This window comes from Desulfosediminicola sp. (genome assembly GCF_048381775.1).
Lineage (GTDB): Bacteria > Desulfobacterota > Desulfobulbia > Desulfobulbales > Desulfocapsaceae > Desulfopila > Desulfopila ganghwensis.
This window is the reverse complement of record NZ_JBLXGE010000017.1, coordinates 64,033-80,795: the sequence shown is the minus strand read 5'-3', so window position 1 is coordinate 80,795 and position 16,763 is coordinate 64,033. Positions and strand designations below refer to the sequence as shown.

14 protein-coding genes are annotated in these 16,763 nt (G+C 50.2%); 4 read left to right on the top strand and 10 right to left on the bottom strand.

The genetic code is table 11. The features are described from left to right. Positions 1-335 precede the first annotated feature (335 nt). Both ACN5NT_RS21810 and ACN5NT_RS21805 read left to right on the top strand, forming a co-directional pair. Complete coding sequence (locus tag ACN5NT_RS21810) at positions 336-1,433, top strand: AI-2E family transporter (protein WP_419176891.1); 1,098 nt, start codon at positions 336-338, stop codon at positions 1,431-1,433. A 335-nt stretch (positions 1,434-1,768) separates the two neighbouring features. Beyond that, positions 1,769-3,304, top strand: coding sequence for an aldehyde dehydrogenase family protein (locus ACN5NT_RS21805; protein ID WP_419176890.1), 1,536 nt, complete (start codon positions 1,769-1,771; stop codon positions 3,302-3,304). Between the two features lie 278 nt (positions 3,305-3,582). Here ACN5NT_RS21805 and ACN5NT_RS21800 read toward each other — a convergent pair whose 3' ends face one another. The 7 genes from ACN5NT_RS21800 to uvsE all read right to left on the bottom strand — a co-directional run bounded on the left by ACN5NT_RS21800 (position 3,583) and on the right by uvsE (position 10,886). Continuing rightward, positions 3,583-4,905: a putative sensor domain DACNV-containing protein gene (locus ACN5NT_RS21800; protein WP_419176889.1), complete on the bottom strand. Its 1,323-nt coding sequence runs from the start codon at positions 4,903-4,905 to the stop codon at positions 3,583-3,585. Positions 4,906-5,087: 182 nt separating this feature from the next. Beyond that, positions 5,088-6,359 carry a class I SAM-dependent methyltransferase gene (locus ACN5NT_RS21795; protein ID WP_419176888.1) on the bottom strand — a complete coding sequence of 424 codons (1,272 nt, stop codon included), beginning with the start codon at positions 6,357-6,359 and terminating at the stop codon, positions 5,088-5,090. A gap of 37 nt (positions 6,360-6,396) precedes the next feature. Beyond that, complete coding sequence (locus tag ACN5NT_RS21790; RefSeq protein WP_419176887.1) at positions 6,397-7,140, bottom strand: DUF1365 domain-containing protein; 744 nt, start codon at positions 7,138-7,140, stop codon at positions 6,397-6,399. Continuing rightward, entirely contained in the window at positions 7,140-8,381 is a 1,242-nt protein-coding gene (locus tag ACN5NT_RS21785) for an NAD(P)/FAD-dependent oxidoreductase (RefSeq protein ID WP_419176886.1), read from the bottom strand. The genes ACN5NT_RS21790 and ACN5NT_RS21785 overlap by 1 nt, the downstream gene beginning before the upstream one ends. Before the next feature lie 66 nt (positions 8,382-8,447). Next, positions 8,448-8,861, bottom strand: coding sequence for a DUF2177 family protein (locus ACN5NT_RS21780; protein ID WP_136798775.1), 414 nt, complete (start codon positions 8,859-8,861; stop codon positions 8,448-8,450). Between the two features lie 8 nt (positions 8,862-8,869). Next, positions 8,870-9,655 (bottom strand): DUF1295 domain-containing protein, encoded by a 786-nt coding sequence (locus tag ACN5NT_RS21775; RefSeq protein WP_419176885.1) that lies wholly within the window; start codon positions 9,653-9,655, stop codon positions 8,870-8,872. A gap of 307 nt (positions 9,656-9,962) precedes the next feature. Further along, positions 9,963-10,886 carry a UV DNA damage repair endonuclease UvsE gene (uvsE, locus tag ACN5NT_RS21770; RefSeq protein ID WP_419176884.1) on the bottom strand — a complete coding sequence of 308 codons (924 nt, stop codon included), beginning with the start codon at positions 10,884-10,886 and terminating at the stop codon, positions 9,963-9,965. A 274-nt stretch (positions 10,887-11,160) separates the two neighbouring features. On the opposite strand from uvsE, the gene ACN5NT_RS21765 reads away from it, so the two are divergent. Together ACN5NT_RS21765 and ACN5NT_RS21760 are read left to right on the top strand one after the other, a co-directional pair. Then, a complete protein-coding gene (locus ACN5NT_RS21765) occupies positions 11,161-12,015 on the top strand; it encodes a helix-turn-helix transcriptional regulator (RefSeq protein WP_136798778.1) in 855 nt (284 codons plus the stop codon). Between the two features lie 343 nt (positions 12,016-12,358). Continuing rightward, entirely contained in the window at positions 12,359-13,966 is a 1,608-nt protein-coding gene (locus ACN5NT_RS21760; RefSeq protein WP_419176883.1) for a protein adenylyltransferase SelO, read from the top strand. A gap of 59 nt (positions 13,967-14,025) precedes the next feature. On the opposite strand, the gene ACN5NT_RS21755 is transcribed toward ACN5NT_RS21760, so the two are convergent. The 3 genes from ACN5NT_RS21755 to ACN5NT_RS21745 all read right to left on the bottom strand — a co-directional run bounded on the left by ACN5NT_RS21755 (position 14,026) and on the right by ACN5NT_RS21745 (position 16,534). Further along, positions 14,026-14,937 carry an AEC family transporter gene (locus tag ACN5NT_RS21755; protein ID WP_419176882.1) on the bottom strand — a complete coding sequence of 304 codons (912 nt, stop codon included), beginning with the start codon at positions 14,935-14,937 and terminating at the stop codon, positions 14,026-14,028. A 30-nt stretch (positions 14,938-14,967) separates the two neighbouring features. Then, a complete protein-coding gene (locus ACN5NT_RS21750; RefSeq protein ID WP_419176881.1) occupies positions 14,968-15,429 on the bottom strand; it encodes an Lrp/AsnC family transcriptional regulator in 462 nt (153 codons plus the stop codon). A 181-nt stretch (positions 15,430-15,610) separates the two neighbouring features. Beyond that, positions 15,611-16,534 (bottom strand): DMT family transporter, encoded by a 924-nt coding sequence (locus ACN5NT_RS21745; protein WP_419176880.1) that lies wholly within the window; start codon positions 16,532-16,534, stop codon positions 15,611-15,613. Positions 16,535-16,763: the final 229 nt, after the last annotated feature.

Sequence of the window (16,763 nt, the reverse complement as noted above, 5' to 3'; positions counted from 1 at the left end):
TTTTCTTTTCTTAATAACCAAGAGGATATATACTTTCGGGCGACAGGGACTGTTCCTGATATCTCAAATGAAGAACATTGTCGCATAGAAACGCATGCATGAACACGCCTGACCGGAATAACATACCGGTTCGACAGCAATTGCGGCAATCTATAACGATAACTCAGGTATCTGGACAATTGCAACAGTAAACCATTATCATGTGTTTATACTGATGCATCTCTCCGATTTCATGTTTATCTCTCCGATCAGCGCGCAACCACAGCAGCCAGAGGGTACGGACGCGAAAATACCAGTTCAGGATACCTCAACGTTAACTTCAAAGCCAGAGCCGTATGAGCAATACTCCACCAGCCAATGATCTGAATGGCCCGACACAGAGCCCGATGCAAATCAAATACTTTGTGCTCGTCTTCTTTGTCTCAATATTTTTCCTGGGAAAAGTGCTGTACCCATTCTGGTCGATACTGGTGCTCTCGTTCCTGCTCACCAATCTTTTTCGACCAATTCACCTGTTTTTCTGCAAGGTGATGCATCAGAACCTGGCCTCGGTGCTCACCTGTCTGCTGATTGTTGCCATCGTTTTCATTCCGATAATATTTTTCATCGGCTCGCTTGCCAACGAAGCGCTCTCGCTCTACAACTGGGGCCGTGACAGCCAGGTTGGGCTGAAAGTTGTCAGTTTCCTGCAGGACAGCGAATATATGATGAAGTTTCAGGATTACATGGCAGACTTCGGATTCAACTTCAAGCCACAGCTGATTATAGATTTCGTCTCCTATGTTGCCAAAAAAGGCGGGCTGATGCTCTATAACCAGGCCAGCGCCTGGGCTGCCAACATCATGCAGTTTGTCTTTTTGTTTTTCATGATGATTTTGGTGATCTTCTTTTTGCTGATCGATCTGCCAAAACTCGTTGAGTACCTGGTGCGACTCTCACCACTGCCTGATGACGAAGACCGGTTGCTGGTCTCCAAATTCGAAGAGATTGCCAACGCCATCTTAAAAGGCAACGGCATCTGCGGACTGGTTCAGGGTATCCTGGGTGGTGTGCTTTTCTCCATTCTGGGCCTCAACTCCCCCATCCTCTGGGGTTGTATCATGGCCATTCTCGCCTTTCTGCCAATCTTCGGCATCGGTCTGGTCCTGATCCCCGCCGCCCTGGTTATTGCCATCAACGGTAGCATAGGTCTGGGTATTTTCGTATTCATCTTCTATCTGGTGCTCTCGCTCTCCATGGAATACCTGGTGAAACCAAAGCTTGTCGGCAGCCAGGTCAAGATGCATACCCTGCTGGTCTTTCTCTCTATTATCGGTGGACTGAGCGTCTACGGCATACTGGGAATTATCTACGGGCCACTGATTATCACCGCATTTCTGACCCTGTCTGATATATATCTGAAGAAGTATGATTCATATATCCAACAAACGTAGCCCGGATTTCTTATGAGCATTGTGTCGATTTCACAATTCTGCTGGTTTGTAACATAGGTTCAACCCATGATAGTGATTGGCAAATCTCCACAATGCCCACCAGAGGTCTGCCCAGAATACCCTAAGTTACGGTTCCCCTGCCCTGGCCCGGATTTAACATGAGCACTGGGGGGAATCGGGAACAGCCCTGAACGTCAAGCAGTTCCCCCTCACACCTCCCGCCGACCTGCTCTCTCCGACCTGCCCACGGCAGCACCTTGACTCTACTATCCGCCAATGCAATACTAAACAAGAGTCATCCCCCACAATTCCAAACCGTTACCAGCGAGGTCGTTATGAACTTTTTCAAAGAACTCAGTCTGGATACAGACCTATCAACCGTTTCCACCGGCAGCTCGTGGTACAAACCCACCTCCGACAATATTCTTTGCCCTTTCTCGCCTGTCGACGGCTCCACCTACCTCGAACTTCCCCTGGCAACTGAGAAGGAATATAACACGGTGCTGGAAACCGCATCCGCAGCTTTTCCGGTCTGGCGCGACACCCCTGCTCCGGTTCGCGGTGAAATAGTCCGCCAGATCGGTGTCAGGCTGCGCGACTATAAAATTCCGCTTGGCAAACTCATAAGCTACGAGACGGGTAAACCCCTGCAGGAGGGACTGGGCGAGGTTCAGGAGGCCATCGACGTCTGTGACTTTGCACTGGGCCAATCACGAATGCTCTACGGCATGACCACCGTTTCGGAACGCCCCATGCACAAACTCTACGACCAGTACCATCCTCTGGGTATCGTCGGGGTTATCACCGCCTTTAACTTTCCGCTGGCGGTCTATTCCTGGAATACCATGCTGGCAGCAGTGTGCGGTGATGTAATCATCTGGAAACCTTCATCCAAAGCACCTGCCACAGCCATGGCCATGCAGAAGATTCTGGGCGAGGTCGTGGCGGATTACGATCTTCCGGAAGGGATCTTCAATCTGCTCGTGGGCGGCAGGGATGATGTTGGCAACAAAATGCTCGGCGACAGCAGGATTCCGCTTATCTCATTTACCGGCTCAGTAGCCTCTGGCAAACACGCGGCAGAGATTGTCGCCAGAAGGCTGGGCCGGACAATTCTCGAACTGGGCGGCAACAACGCCATAATCATCGCGCCCAGCGCCGATCTGAAACTGGCCATCCCATCGGTGGTTTTCGGCTCGGTCGGCACCACCGGCCAGAGATGCACCTCCACCCGCAGACTTATTATTCACGAAAGTGTTTATCAAGAAGTAGTGACCAGGCTGCAGCGTGCCTACGAAAGCCTGAATATCGGCGACCCGCTCGATGAAACCAACCATGTGGGGCCATTGATAGATCTGCAGAGCGTTCATGATTTTCGCGAATCCATCGAGGCCATCACCGGCCAGGACGGCCGGATTCTCCACGGCGGCACCGTACTCTTCGGCCCCGGCTATGAATCAGGCTGCTACGTGGAACCAACCTTAGCCGAAGTTGAGGTTACCACTGCGATAGTCCAGGAAGAGACCTTTGCCCCCATTCTCTATCTTATGAAGTATTCCGGTGATATTGATGAGGCTATCGCTATCCAGAATGGTGTACGGCAGGGACTCTCATCGGCTGTTTTCACCACGGATCTGCGTGAGTCAGAGCGGTTCCTCTCTGCGGCAGGTTCCGACTGTGGCCTCGCCAATGTTAATATAGGTACCTCCGGAGCGGAGATAGGCGGGGCGTTCGGTGGTGAAAAAGAGACCGGCGGCGGGCGGGAATCCGGCTCGGATGCCTGGAAAGCGTATATGCGCAGGCAGACTGTTACGGTGAATTATGGAAGTAGCCTGCCGCTGGCTCAGGGCATCAACTTTGATATTGGTTAAGGTGCTTCATACAGCACCAACTTCTTCAGTGTTTTTGAGGTCCACATAGCAGAACTATAGTGGACCTCAAAAAACTTCGAACTTGGAACTGTCTGAATCACCTTGGGAAGTGCGAAATAGTAGAGATTTTCGAACAACGATCTTTGAACATTTCGCTCATTCTAGTTCATATTCAAACGATTACCGCCGCCTAACCTCTCCCCCCTACCCCCTAACTCAAAAATCCTCTCCCCTAACTTTTCCAAATCAGTTCAGATGCCGGCATATGAACTGACTTCCTAGTCTGTGGCGAAATCTATGGGAATTACATCCCAGTAGAGTACAGAATCTTCTCCCCAGGTAACAATCCGCACCTCCCCATCCTGGGAGACGACAATACCGAGGGCATCGTGCAGCTTCTTGCAGAGATAATAGCATGAGCGATGACGGGTGCCGACACTCTCTATTCGTTCGATCTTCCTTTGTATTCCTTCCGGGTCCAGGGCCTTGGCTACATGTTCACCCATCTCGAAATTGCCCTGGATAATACCTCCATAGCCGATCAGCTCCGGCCCTTCCGTGGTGACCACCGCGCCGTCAACGCCTGTAAGCCCGGCGACAAAACGTGCGTATTTAAATACCTGCTCATCAAGAGGGATCAGCCGTTTCCCCTGTAACTCCACGTAATCATCCCAGCCTGCCACATAATCAGGCCCATAGCGGCGGCCACAAACTATCGACAAGACTTTCATGATCTCCAGCACCAGGGTTTTCAACTGCTGGCTGGCGCCACCTTCCGTGAAGCGGTATTTAATCGATATATACGGGTTATCCTTTGAAATAAGGTTGGCCATACCGGCCGGGAAAGACAAAATCATACCGCCATGGCCCGACCGCCTTACGGTACTGATGACGTGCTTGAAAAATTCCAGGTAGAGTTTGCCCACAAAATCCGGATCGACCTTGGCCCACTCGTTTTTTACCAACTCCGGATTTTGAGCGTGTATTGCCGAAAGCCGCTTCTGCACCTGGGAAAAACGTGTGGTCATCCATTCTGCCTGAAAGACGTTAACAGCAGGCGAGATGATTTTACCGGCCGATAACTGCACCAGAATTTCATGCCCACGGAAAACAGTCAGCCTGCCCGGCCCCATCACGTGTACAGCCAGGGCTTTGGGCAATGGCACGGCAGTCTTTGACCCACCGTGGATAATCTGGGTCCAGCGCGAACCGGTGTGGATAACACCCCATATCTGCAGCCCGTCCTTCTCCCTGAAACGTACCCCGATCATGGCGTTGTTGAAATTTAACGCCGGTGCCAGCTTCAGCAGCTCATAGGTGTTGAATGGCCTCTGATTCGTGAATTTCATCACGAAAAGACCCTGCAACAGGCCGGCATCGGCGCTGCCGTAATCATCGGGTTCTGCCATCATCAACCGAAAACGGATTTGCCTGGTCTCCTCCTGCATCTGACTCACCTGATAGCACGTGGAAATCAGGTCATTGAGGACCTCTGTGGCCGGCAGCAGATATGTCTTCTTGTCGTCTTTAGAGTCAAGCGCGGTATACGACCATCTCTGTTGCAGGCTGACGACAAGATCGTGTGGATAGCTATGAATCATACGAAATAAATCAATGCTGTAGAAACCTTGTAACGATGCAGCGATTGGTGCTGCAATCTCCTCTCTCCATTTGCCTTAAGGATACGGCAATCGGGAAGATTATGAAATAGACAGACGAAAATAACTGGCAGGATTTGTAAAAAAGACAGTTCGTTAACTGGTAAACAGGCCGCTTATATCTGCTATTTCAGTAACTGGCGGGCACCTGGTTTGGCAAAAACTATTTGTAAATCACCAAGATGGCGTTCTAGAAAACCGGCTTCACAATAGCTGAAATAGAACTCCCACATCCTGATAAACTGCTCATTTTTCCCGAGTTTTCGAACCTCGGCCAGTTTCTGCACAAACCGCTGGTGCCAGATGTTCAGGGTTCTGGCATAATGGGGGGCGATATCTTCCAGCTGCACTACTGTCATATCGGTTACCCTGGCAACTGACTGCATAATAGCGTTCAGGGACGGGAGACAGGCTCCCGGAAAGATGTAGCGGCGAATAAAGTCCACCTCTTTCAGATACGCCTGGTAAAGATGGTCCCTGATGGTGATTGCCTGCAGCACCATGAGCCCGGTCGGCTTGAGCAGCTTGCTGCAGCAACCGAAAAAAGCATCGAAATAGTGATGCCCGACCGCCTCTATCATCTCAATTGAAACAAGCTTGTCAAACGAGCCGCGAATATCCCGATAATCCATCAGCTCGATTGTCACCTGCTTCTCCAGCTTGTCGTCAACAATTCTCTGTCGGGCGAATTTGAACTGCTCTTCGGAGATGGTCACCGTGGTCACCCGGCATCCATAATTGGCGGCGGCGTAGACCGCGAACCCTCCCCAGCCTGTGCCTATCTCCAGAAGATGGTCGCTGTCATTCAATTCAAGCATCTCGCAGATTCTTTCGAACTTGCACAACGATGCATCTTTCAACGAACTCTTTTCACTTGCAAAAAAACCACAGGAATAGGCCATGGTCGAATCGAGAAAGAGTGAGTAAAAATCGTTGCCCAAATCATAGTGCGCAGCGATGTTTTCTTTACTCCCTTTTCTGGTGTTCTTTCTCGTCAGGTGATACAGCCAGTGCAGAGGCATGGTAAGCCTGCCCCAGCCGGAATCAATGCCCAGCAATAACTCGCTGTTTATAATGACAATACGAATCAGGACTGTAAGGTCGCTGCAGCGCCAGAGACCATCCATATAGGCCTCACCGGAGCCGACCGTGCCACCAAACAGAACCCGCCGGTAAAATTCCAGGTTATAGACATCAATGGTTACCGACAGCTCCGAGCTGTTATGGCCAAAAGTCTCCACCTTCCCATCTTCACGTAAGACGATATATCCTTTGCGAATGGCCCTGAGCCTGCTGGTGAGCATACTCCTGCTCCAGCGATTCAGGATGTTTTCCCCCGGCCCGGTCACCGCAGTTCCTGACAGCTCCCGCTCTCCCTGAGTCTGGTAATCGCTCATTGTATCTCCGTATCAGTTATATGCCCGATATCTCCATTCATGGATGTGAATAAAACTGTGCTCCCCGCAACCAGAGCCGCAACGCCTGCCAGTAGATGCCTGCGGTCACCTTCATCGTCATCAGTGGATAGACAACCAGCATCCTGCGAAGTGAACCGCCGGTGATAGGAAGTTGCGATAGTTCAAGCTCCGCCTCAAAGATCCGTTTATTCTCATGATAGTCGACCATCAGGACCTGCAGCTGCTCTCCCGGAGGTGTGAACGACCATTCGTAATCGATATCCATGGGCAGAAAGGGTGACACATGGAACTCTTTGGCCAACTCGAAACTCCAGCTCTTGCCATCACTGTTGTTTTCACTGCATGGTATTACATAGCAATGCACTTCGCCCCAGGGGGTGTTATGCACTTCGAGCACGATTGTCTCAACCTGCTCACCGCCCTCATCGAAGCAATAGTAGAACGTTGCCGGGTTGAAACAATGGCCGAAATAGCGGAGATGGGTGAGCATCCTGATTGCACCTTCAGGACGTTTCCCGGTCTTTTCTTCCACCAGCAGCCGAACAGAATCTTCTATTGTTATTCTCGGATCTCCGAAATGATCCTTACGACGCAAAAAAGCCAGGTTCGTCTTTTTCGCAGACCAGAGCAGGCGTCCCCTGAAGACCTGATCCAGCTCCCCGAGATCCAGGTACATCAGAAATATTCGATACCTGAAGCTGTTTTTCACCGGCCGGTAACGCATGTGCCGGATATGCCCGGTGTAAATACGGCTATTCATTACAAACCCCGATCGAAGTTCTTGCACACCGACAGCGCAGAACGCACCCCATCTTCATGGAATCCATAGCCCCAGTATGCACCGCAGTAGTGGGTACGGTTAACTCCGCTCACTTCGTTGTGACGATCCTGAGCCGGCGGTACCAGAGGCGTATATGCCGGATGGTCATAGAGGTAATTGCCGATGATTTTTTCAGGATTGATTGACTCCAGCTGGTTGAGCGAGACCAGAAATTCTTCTTTTGCCGTGATCGACTGCAGAATATTCATGTCGTAGGTCACGGTGGAACTGAGTGTCTCATCCACGGGAATCTTGTAATTCCAGCTTGCCCATATCGAACGTTTGGACGGCAGCAGCCTGGTATCTGTGTGCAGCTGTACCCTGTTGGCCTGATAACGAATGGAGCCGAGCACTTCTTCTTCTGCCCGGGACGGGTCGGTGAGCATATTGAGGGCCTGGTCACTGTGTACAGCCAGTATGACCTGATCGAAATGTTCCACACCCTGAGCCGTGGCTATCTCCACATGATCGGGGGTCCTGGTAACCCACTGCACCGGGCAGTTGAGTCTGATCCTGTCGGCAAAGGATGTTATCAGCTTTTCCACATAACGGGTTGACCCGCCTTTAATTACCCTCCACGCCAGTCTCTTGCGCAGATTCAGAATGCCATGATTGCGAAAAAATCTGGCAAAAAGCGCAATGGGGAACTCTCGCGCCTCCGTGGGGGGAGCGGACCAGAGCGCAGACGTCATCGGCAGGATAAAGTAGCGTAAAAATTCTTCAGAATAACCCTCTGACTCAAGAAAATCAGCCAGTGAACGGTTATCTGTCGTGCCCTGTATGATTTGATCGATCTGCCTGTTGAAGCGCATCATGTCCCACAATATCTTATACATCGTCGCCCGCAGGATGTTCTCCCGCTGGGCAAAAAAGGTGTTGAGGGAATTACCGTTAAATTCCAGCCCGTCCGCCAGTGATTTCACCGAAAAAGACATCGAGCTCGGCTGACTCTCCACACCTATCCTGTTAAGGATTTTGAGAAAATTGGGGTAAGTGGTTTCATTGAACACAATAAAACCGGTATCGATCTCAAAATCTCCCGAGGGTGTCTTGACGGGTACAGTGTGAGTATGGCCCCCCACATAATTATTTGCCTCGAACAGGGTGATATCATGAATCTCATGCAGCAGATAGGCCACAACCAGCCCGGAAATGCCGCTTCCCACGATTGCAATCCTCATCTATCCTCCTGTCACGGTTCAAATTATGGAAGTTGCAACTACACGTTCTGTCAGCTTTACTCACACTCAACTCACCCATCGATAAATGACAACTGCAGCCACTGTCGCGGCACTGTTTAGAAAACATCCCCAGCCGATATCAACCAGAGCCATTTTCAGACTGTAGTTAGCCAGCAGGGCATAGTTGGTCATATCAAATACCCCGTAAAGGACTAATCCGAACAATGCACCATAACCAATTGCCGGCAGCAGATAGCCCTGCGGGGGGAGCAAAGGCAGGACAAAAACAAGTATCCCCAGAGGAATAAAGAGATACACGAGTACCGCTGCCCAGACAACGGGCGCAAACCCTTCCCCAGATGAACGTGCCAGCGGCCCCAACTCACGGATGTAGAACTGCCCCATTAATTTCCCGAGCCAGATATAATCGATCAGAAAAATGACAGGCAGCAGTAAGAAGAATGTTTTTATCAATGCCATGGCTCTCATCACCTCTTTGGTTCAGCTTTGGGCGGCAGGGGGAAGAACACACTTGTCTTCTCTTTATATGCCTGGTAACCGGGATTATCACGATAATGCTCTTCCAGAAGAGGTATTCCAGAGACTTTTAAGATGAGAAACGTGATAGCCGCCGGGCCAATGATAGTGACGAATCCACCGCTTACCGGTAGCGCCATCAGGTAAATCCCCCACCACATTACAACTTCCCCGAAATAGTTCGGGTGCCGACTGTACTTCCACAAACCGTCCTGGAGTACTTTACCGCTGTTTTCCGGATTCTTCTTGAATGCATCCAGTTGATAGTCTCCTACCACTTCGAAATAAAATCCTACACACCAAACCAGTAAACCGAACATATCGAGAATATTCAGCGGCAAAAGCTGCTGTCTGCCGATCACGTACCAGACCGGAGTAAGCACCACCAGCATCAACACTCCCTGCAGCACAAAGACCTGAAAGTAACTTCGCACAAGAAATCTGTCTCCCCACTCTTCACGCCATTTCCGGTAACGAAAATCCTCTTCCCTACCACGATTTTTCATGAAGATTCGAACTGAAAGCCGTACTCCCCAGATCGTAACCAGAAGCGCCATCAACACTCCCCTGGCAGTGGTAGCCTCAACCATCAGGGTACAACTCAATACCACCAGTACAAAACCTGCTCCCCACAAGATATCTGCGATATCATTGCGGTTCATGGCTACAGAAACAAGAAACCACATGGTCATGAAAAACAACAAAATCACAGAGGTAAAGAGCAGCATGTGCAGCATGGCAGCCTCCGATCAACCAGGATGTTTCGTGAAAATCGGCAAAAGAACCAGCCTACCCCTTCGGTGCCAGGCGAGCCGGTATGTTATTACAAAGGATTCCGGCGCAAAATTGTATTCATTCAAGCCAGAAGTCTGAGTTTCACCATCCCTGCCTGCAGGCCCAATCAATAGTATATTTTATCAGGGACTTGGGCCGGATCTGGCCAGTAACACCCTGAAGATTTTGCTCATCACATTGGCGGTGCGCTCAAGTATCGTAAGTAACCTGACATTTTCATTGTATCAGCTGATTTCAGTGAGTCAAAAATCAAGCCGCATTTCTTTTCTCTATCAGGTCGTGCCGCAATTGTCTTACAGCGAGTTCCTTTGCCTTCGCTTCCACTTCCACCGTCACCTCAAACCCCTGCCAGGCAACCGGAAGATCACCTGCGTCTATATAGTCGTGATGCTTTTTCGTGTCGCGCGCCGCCCATCCATCTTTCGGGCTTGAAAGATGGAAGAGCGGTTCCCTGTCCCAGGTCGTTCGTGCTGCTGCCGTTGCTTCATCTATGCTCAGAGAATCTTTCAGACAACGATGATGATGAACATCGTAAACCAGGGGTATGGAGAGTTTGCTGCAGGTGGGTAGAAGCTGCTCCGGGGTGTATACACGATCATCGTTTTCCAAGGTGATCCGTTCCCTCACGCTTTGCGATAACCGGTCTGCATTCTTTTCCAGCCTGGCGAGACTCGATACCGGGTCTCCATAGGCACCGCCGCCATGGATCGTGATTACATCCGCACCCAGAAGTTCCGCCAGCTCGGCATGGTACTCCAGGTCGGCGATGGATGATTCGGTTACATCATCCCGAGGGGAGGAGAGCAGAATGAACTGGTCCGGATGAAAGGTGAGGCGGATATTCCTGGTGTGTCTGAACAGCCGGGCGGTATCGAGCAGTTCAGATATCAACAGTATATCGGGCAACTCTTCCAGCCTGTATCCCAGCTCAGGGTGTGCCTTAAGGGGCAGAAATTTAGAATTTATTCGAAAAGAACCAATACTATTCTCTTCACAGAACTCCAGTGCCTGCATCAGCGCTGTGGCATTGTGCAGAACTGTGGTGGATATCAGACTGAGCCGTTCCTTTTCGGGAAATTTCTTCAGGTAGGTAGCCTGTCGCGATTTAAAGGATATTTGCTCTTCCCTGAAAGTGCAGCAAAGCCCCAGGCGCATGTGCCTGCCATTGTACATTGTTTGTTCTCCGTATATTGAAGCAGCGCATCATTTTCCCCAGTGGTTTTCACTGAGAGCTATTGTGCGTGGAAAAGCCGGAGCCGTTATACCCCGGCCATTTCAGATTTTTTAGACCCTAATAGAACAGTAACGTTTCAACGGCGGCCTACAATAGGCAGAAAAAAGTAGTATAATGATAGTAAAAGCTATCATCTTACCCGCATATTTCATGAACCTGATCAACCCGGGAAATATACGAGTAGACTATCCACGACCACTAAGGAAGGGACGAATGAGTACACAAGACATGTACCAGGTGATTCTTAACTCCCTGGTGACCCATGTAGCGGTGCTGAACGAGCAGGGGGTCATCCTGGAGACCAACCGGGCATGGCAGAAGTTCGCCCGTGAAAACGGCATGAGCGGACCGGTGGATTGTGTTGGCCTGAACTATTTCCATGTCTGTGATAGCGACAGTGATGAAAATCAAGAATCCGGGGCAGTGGCCAGCGCCATCCGACAGATCATAAAAGGCAACCTTAAAGACTATTCAATCCAGTACCCCTGCCATTCGCCTACCGAAGAGCGGTGGTTCACGTTGAAGGTATTGCCATATCAGGCAGAGAGCGAACCCAGGGTTATCGTCACCCATGATGATATCACTCCTCTCATACGCATCCAGAAAGAGTTGGAACGAAAGGAGCAACAACTCCAGATCGAGGCAGAAAAACTGGCTGAAACCAATATCGCCATGAAAGTTCTCCTCGATCATCGCAGTCGTGATCGACAGGAACTTGAAGATCGGTTCCTTGCCAACATTCGCGACCTGGTTCTCCCTTACATCGATAAAATGAAAACAGGGTTATTGCAACAGCGCGAGAAAGCCCTTATCACCATAATCGAAAACCACCTCAATGATATCAGCAGCCCATTTCTGCACCGGTTGTCGTCTCTACACCTGCTGCTCACTCCCCAGGAACTTGAAGTGGCACTTCTTGTGCGGCAGGGGAAAAGCAGCCAGGAGATCAGCGACGTTCTCAATATTGCAGTAGCCACAGTCAGTTTTCATCGAAAGAAGCTGCGTAAAAAGCTGGGTATTGAGGACCGAAAGCAGAACCTTCGAACCTACCTGCTCTCTTTAAAATAATCAGCCAGCATTTCTCATGAACATGGTGTTCATGTATTTCATGATACCGGGGAATCAGATTGGTACTCTCACTTGCAGCAATTGTCTAATTTCCGTAATGTCCATCGCAAGACATTATTATAGCTCCAATTCTGCCGGAATTTTGCGGTGGACATGGATTGTCGTATTTTTCCGTTAACCAGCGACAAAACCGCTCCTTCCTGAAAAGATGATACAAATTCATCAGACTCTGCACCTGTCACTTCCCTGTAAGCGAGCTATATTTTATACATTTTCACTTGCCCACGCAATGCACATGACTATTATTTGAGAACTAATCTCAAAACTCAACCTATGTGCAGATATGCTAAACGGATTCACTCCAGCGAAACTTGAAGCCCTCCAGTTTGACAACAGTTTTGTCAATAACCTCCCCGGCGATACCGATGTCTCGAATAACAGGAGACAGGTTTACGGAGCCTGTTATTCGAAAGTACAACCCACGCCGGTCAGTGGACCTGAGCTGTTGGCATATTCACCCGAAGTTGCCGGGTTGCTCGACCTTGATGACGTTGCCTGCAACTCACGCCTGTTTACCGAGGTATTTGCCGGCAATACAGTGCTCCCCGATATGTCGCCCTTTGCCATGTGTTATGGTGGGCACCAGTTCGGCAGCTGGGCCGGGCAACTGGGTGATGGCCGGGCCATCAACCTCGGTGAGGTGATTAATACCCGGGGTGACCGCTGGGTACTGCAGCTCAAAGGTGCCGGACCCACGCAATACTCAAGACGCGCCGATGGATTGGCGGTACTTCGCTCTTCTGTGCGCGAATTTCTTTGCAGTGAAGCGATGCATCATCTCGGTATCCCCACCACCAGGGCGCTGAGCCTGGTAACCACAGGTGAGCAGGTGCTGCGTGATATTCTCTATGACGGCCATCCCGGCATGGAGCCCGGTGCGGTTGTCTGCCGGGTCTCGCCATCCTTTCTACGTTTCGGTAATTTTGAACTTTTTGCATCAAGAAACGATACCCAAACACTGCAGGCGCTTATTAATTATACCCTGGCAACCGATTTCCCCCATCTCGACGCCTCTGCCCCGGACGCGGTACTACAGATGTTTGCCGAAATATGTGAACGTACCGCACACCTGATCGACCACTGGATGCGGGTTGGCTTCGTGCATGGGGTAATGAACACAGATAATATGTCCACCAGCGGACTCACCATCGACTATGGACCGTATGGCTGGCTGGAGCCATATGATGTTACCTGGACGCCCAATACCACAGATTTTCAGGGGAGACGCTACAGCTACGGCAACCAGCCTCACATAGGCCTCTGGAACCTGACCCAACTGGCAAACGCATTCCACTCAATCACCGGAGAGGCAGCACGCCTCCAGGAAATTCTGAACAACAGTTATCGTCGGGTCTTTCTGACAAGCTGGCAGAACACTATGGCCGGTAAGCTTGGCCTGCGGAGTTTCAACACCAGCACCGATGACGACCTGGTGAACGAGTTGCTGGATATCCTCTCAAGCGCTGAAACGGATATGACGATTTTCTTCAGGAATCTTGCTGAGGTCAGCCCGACTGATCACTCCGGCACCGGCTTACATCATCTCCCCCCTGAACTCGCGGATGCCTACTATCAGCCTGAGGCGATTAACAGGAAGTATCTGCAGAGACTGCAGAACTGGCTCAACCTATACCGCAGGCGACTGCAGGCTGATAACCTTGATGAGCGTGAGAGGAAATCCCGGATGAACCGGATAAATCCAAAATATGTATTACGGAATTATATGGCTCAGCTGGCTATCGATAAAGCTGAAGACGGTGACCCGTCCCTGATCCATGAGCTTCATGACCTGCTGCGTCATCCGTATGATGAACAACCAGAGAGGGAAAAGTATTTTCAGAAACGGCCGGAATGGGCCAGGCATAAAGTGGGATGCTCAATGCTCTCTTGAAGCTCCTGAGCTAAGGCACAGTTTGTGCCTTCCCAAACTCTTCCGAACCCCGTACAGCATCATATTAAGAGCGCCACCGATAATGAAAAGAAAGAGAGCATGGTGGAAACCACTATGGCAGAGGAGGCAAGTTCGGTATCGCTATTCATCTGGGAGGAAAGCACATAGATAGTAGTTGATACCGGCAGGCAGAAGAAAATCATGCCCACCTTGAAGGCCAGCCCATCAACTCCAGCCAGCTTGTAGGCCCCATAGCCCAAAAGCGGCATCAGCACCAGTTTCAGCCCGGAGGCAAGCAGGGAGGTCTTGAGATTTTTCTGAATTCCGTTGAAAGAAAGCGACCCGCCAATGGAGAGCAACGCCATGGGCAGCGTGAACATACTGGCAAGACTCAGGGAATTGTCGATAAAAACGGGAAACTCCCCAAATATTTTTGAATAGAGAATACCAGCGATACACCCCAGAATAAGCGGGTTCGCAGCCAGCGCCCTGCCAAACTGCCTGGCCCTGTTGCCGCTGCTGCTCTCTTTCGGAGAATGGTAGATGAGTGTGGATACTGCAAAAATGTTGATAAGAGGTATTGCCAGGCTGATCATGATACCGAACAGAGCCACACCTTCGGCCCCCAGGCAGTTGAGAATAACCGCCACACCGATGTAGGTGTTGAACCTGTAACAACTTTGAGAAAAAGAACCCGCCTGGAAATGGGAGATGGGAACGGCATGGATAACGACCGTGCTGACAACAAAGAGCACAGCCAGAATGAGCAGGGTTACCAGGCAGAAAGTCCAGTCAATTCCACCAAAAGAAGCACCGCCAATCTTCCAGAACAGCATGACCGGAAAGAAAATATAATAAATCAGCTGATCCGACTGCTGCAGGTACGCCTGGTTGGTAATCCCCGCCCGTTTGAGCGCCACCCCCAGAAAAATTAGAAAAAATGCCGGGAACAGCGCATTGAGTACTATCACGATTTCATATGTATTACGCCATGGTTACAATCAATCCTCGTCCAGCTGCAGCACGGTACTGCTTTTTACTGTCTCCAGCACAAACGAGGTCCGAATATTCTGAATACCCGGAATTCCAGTAAGTTTTGCATTGATGAAGGTGGTGTAATTGCTCATATCACGCACTGCTACCTTCAGCAGAAAATCAACATCGCCGGTCAACTGGTAGCATTCCTGCACCTCATCAAGGATAATCAACTTATCCTTAACATCTTCCAGAGATTTAATCTCATTCAAACTTACCGAAATTATTATTATTGCAAGTAGGCTGAACCCTGCTTTCTCCCGGTCGATAAGCGCCGCATACTGACGAATCATACCCGATTTTTCAAGGCGCTTGACCCTCTCCAGCATGGCGGGCGGAGAAATACCTATTTCCCCGGCCAGCTTCGAGTTGGTAATACGGCCATTGCGCTGCAATATATTCAATATACGTTTATCGGTTCTATCCATACGATATCCTCTATCAAAGAAAAGATTCTGCCAAAGCAAACCAGAACCTGTACACTATAATTAATTTTATTCGATGATCCAAGACAAATACTTAATTTAGTTTTGCATTGAATGACAACACTTTTCAACATTTCATCAATATTTTAGCTCCTTGCCATTCGCTCCCTGAAATTGACATATTTTACAGCTCATGAGAATCATGCTTTTTCTTGAACGTTCGCCAGAAACGACCATTTATATTCAGCACCAGCAAGGCCACCACGATGGAACACATTCCAGCCAAAACTCCCGGAGTGGGAGACTCGCCCTCGACCAGCAACCAACTCAGACAGGCGCCCGCAAGCGGTATCAGAAATTTCCAGATATTCAGGTCGGAGACTCGCACGCCATCTCGTTTCAGCAACTGAAACCAGATCGACAAGGCCGCGGCGGAAAGAAAACTGAGCCAGGCGAGGGAGACAAAATAGGGAGCTTCATAGTTCACCAGACTGCGATCCTCGATAATCTTTGACAGCAGGAACAGGAACCCACCTCCAATAATAAGCTGAGCGGAGTTCAACACCAGCGGGTTGATATCCATTGTTTCTCTGGCGACCAGCAAGTTGCTCGCCGCGCCGGAAAAATTCGAAAGCAGCAACAGCCCGATCCCCAGCAGCGCCAGAGGACCTTCAATTGCCATCTCACCCCTGTTGGCCGCAATGGCCAGCACCCCCGCTCCGCCAAAAAGAAGACTCACCGCCTTCCTGGTGGTCATACGTTCTGCGGGCGCGAAAAAATGCGCCACACCTGCGACCACCAGGGGTTGGGTGCCAATGACGATTGCAGCCACCGCGCCCGGCAACAGATCAAGCCCCAGGTAGAAGAGACTATAAAGAAACGTTGTCTGAAAAAAAGCAATTATCAGCACCGTACCAAGATGGGCACGAATCTGGGCCAGGGTGGAAAAGATATTGCCGCAAAAGGGAAGAACGAGCAACCCGGCGAGCATAAAACGTACACCGGCGAAATGCAGCAGAGTGGTATAGAGCAGGCCGATCTTGATCCCTGCAAAAGCAGAAGACCAGAGCAGGCAGGCAAGAATCGCCATGCAGGATGTATAGTTCAAAGGACCTCTCAAGACCCACCAACCAGGACGCAGCATCAAAATCCTTTAAGACTTCCTGTGCGTTAGAAACATACTCACGGGAGGCTGACAGCGAATATACGCCACGCCACGTTCCAATTTCAGCAAAAGCGACTCTCTTTACCAGATAATTCGCCAGGCTTCAATCGGCATCAATTTGCTACACTCTTTTATCCAGCAAGGGCAACACCGGCACCAGCAGGATCCAAAC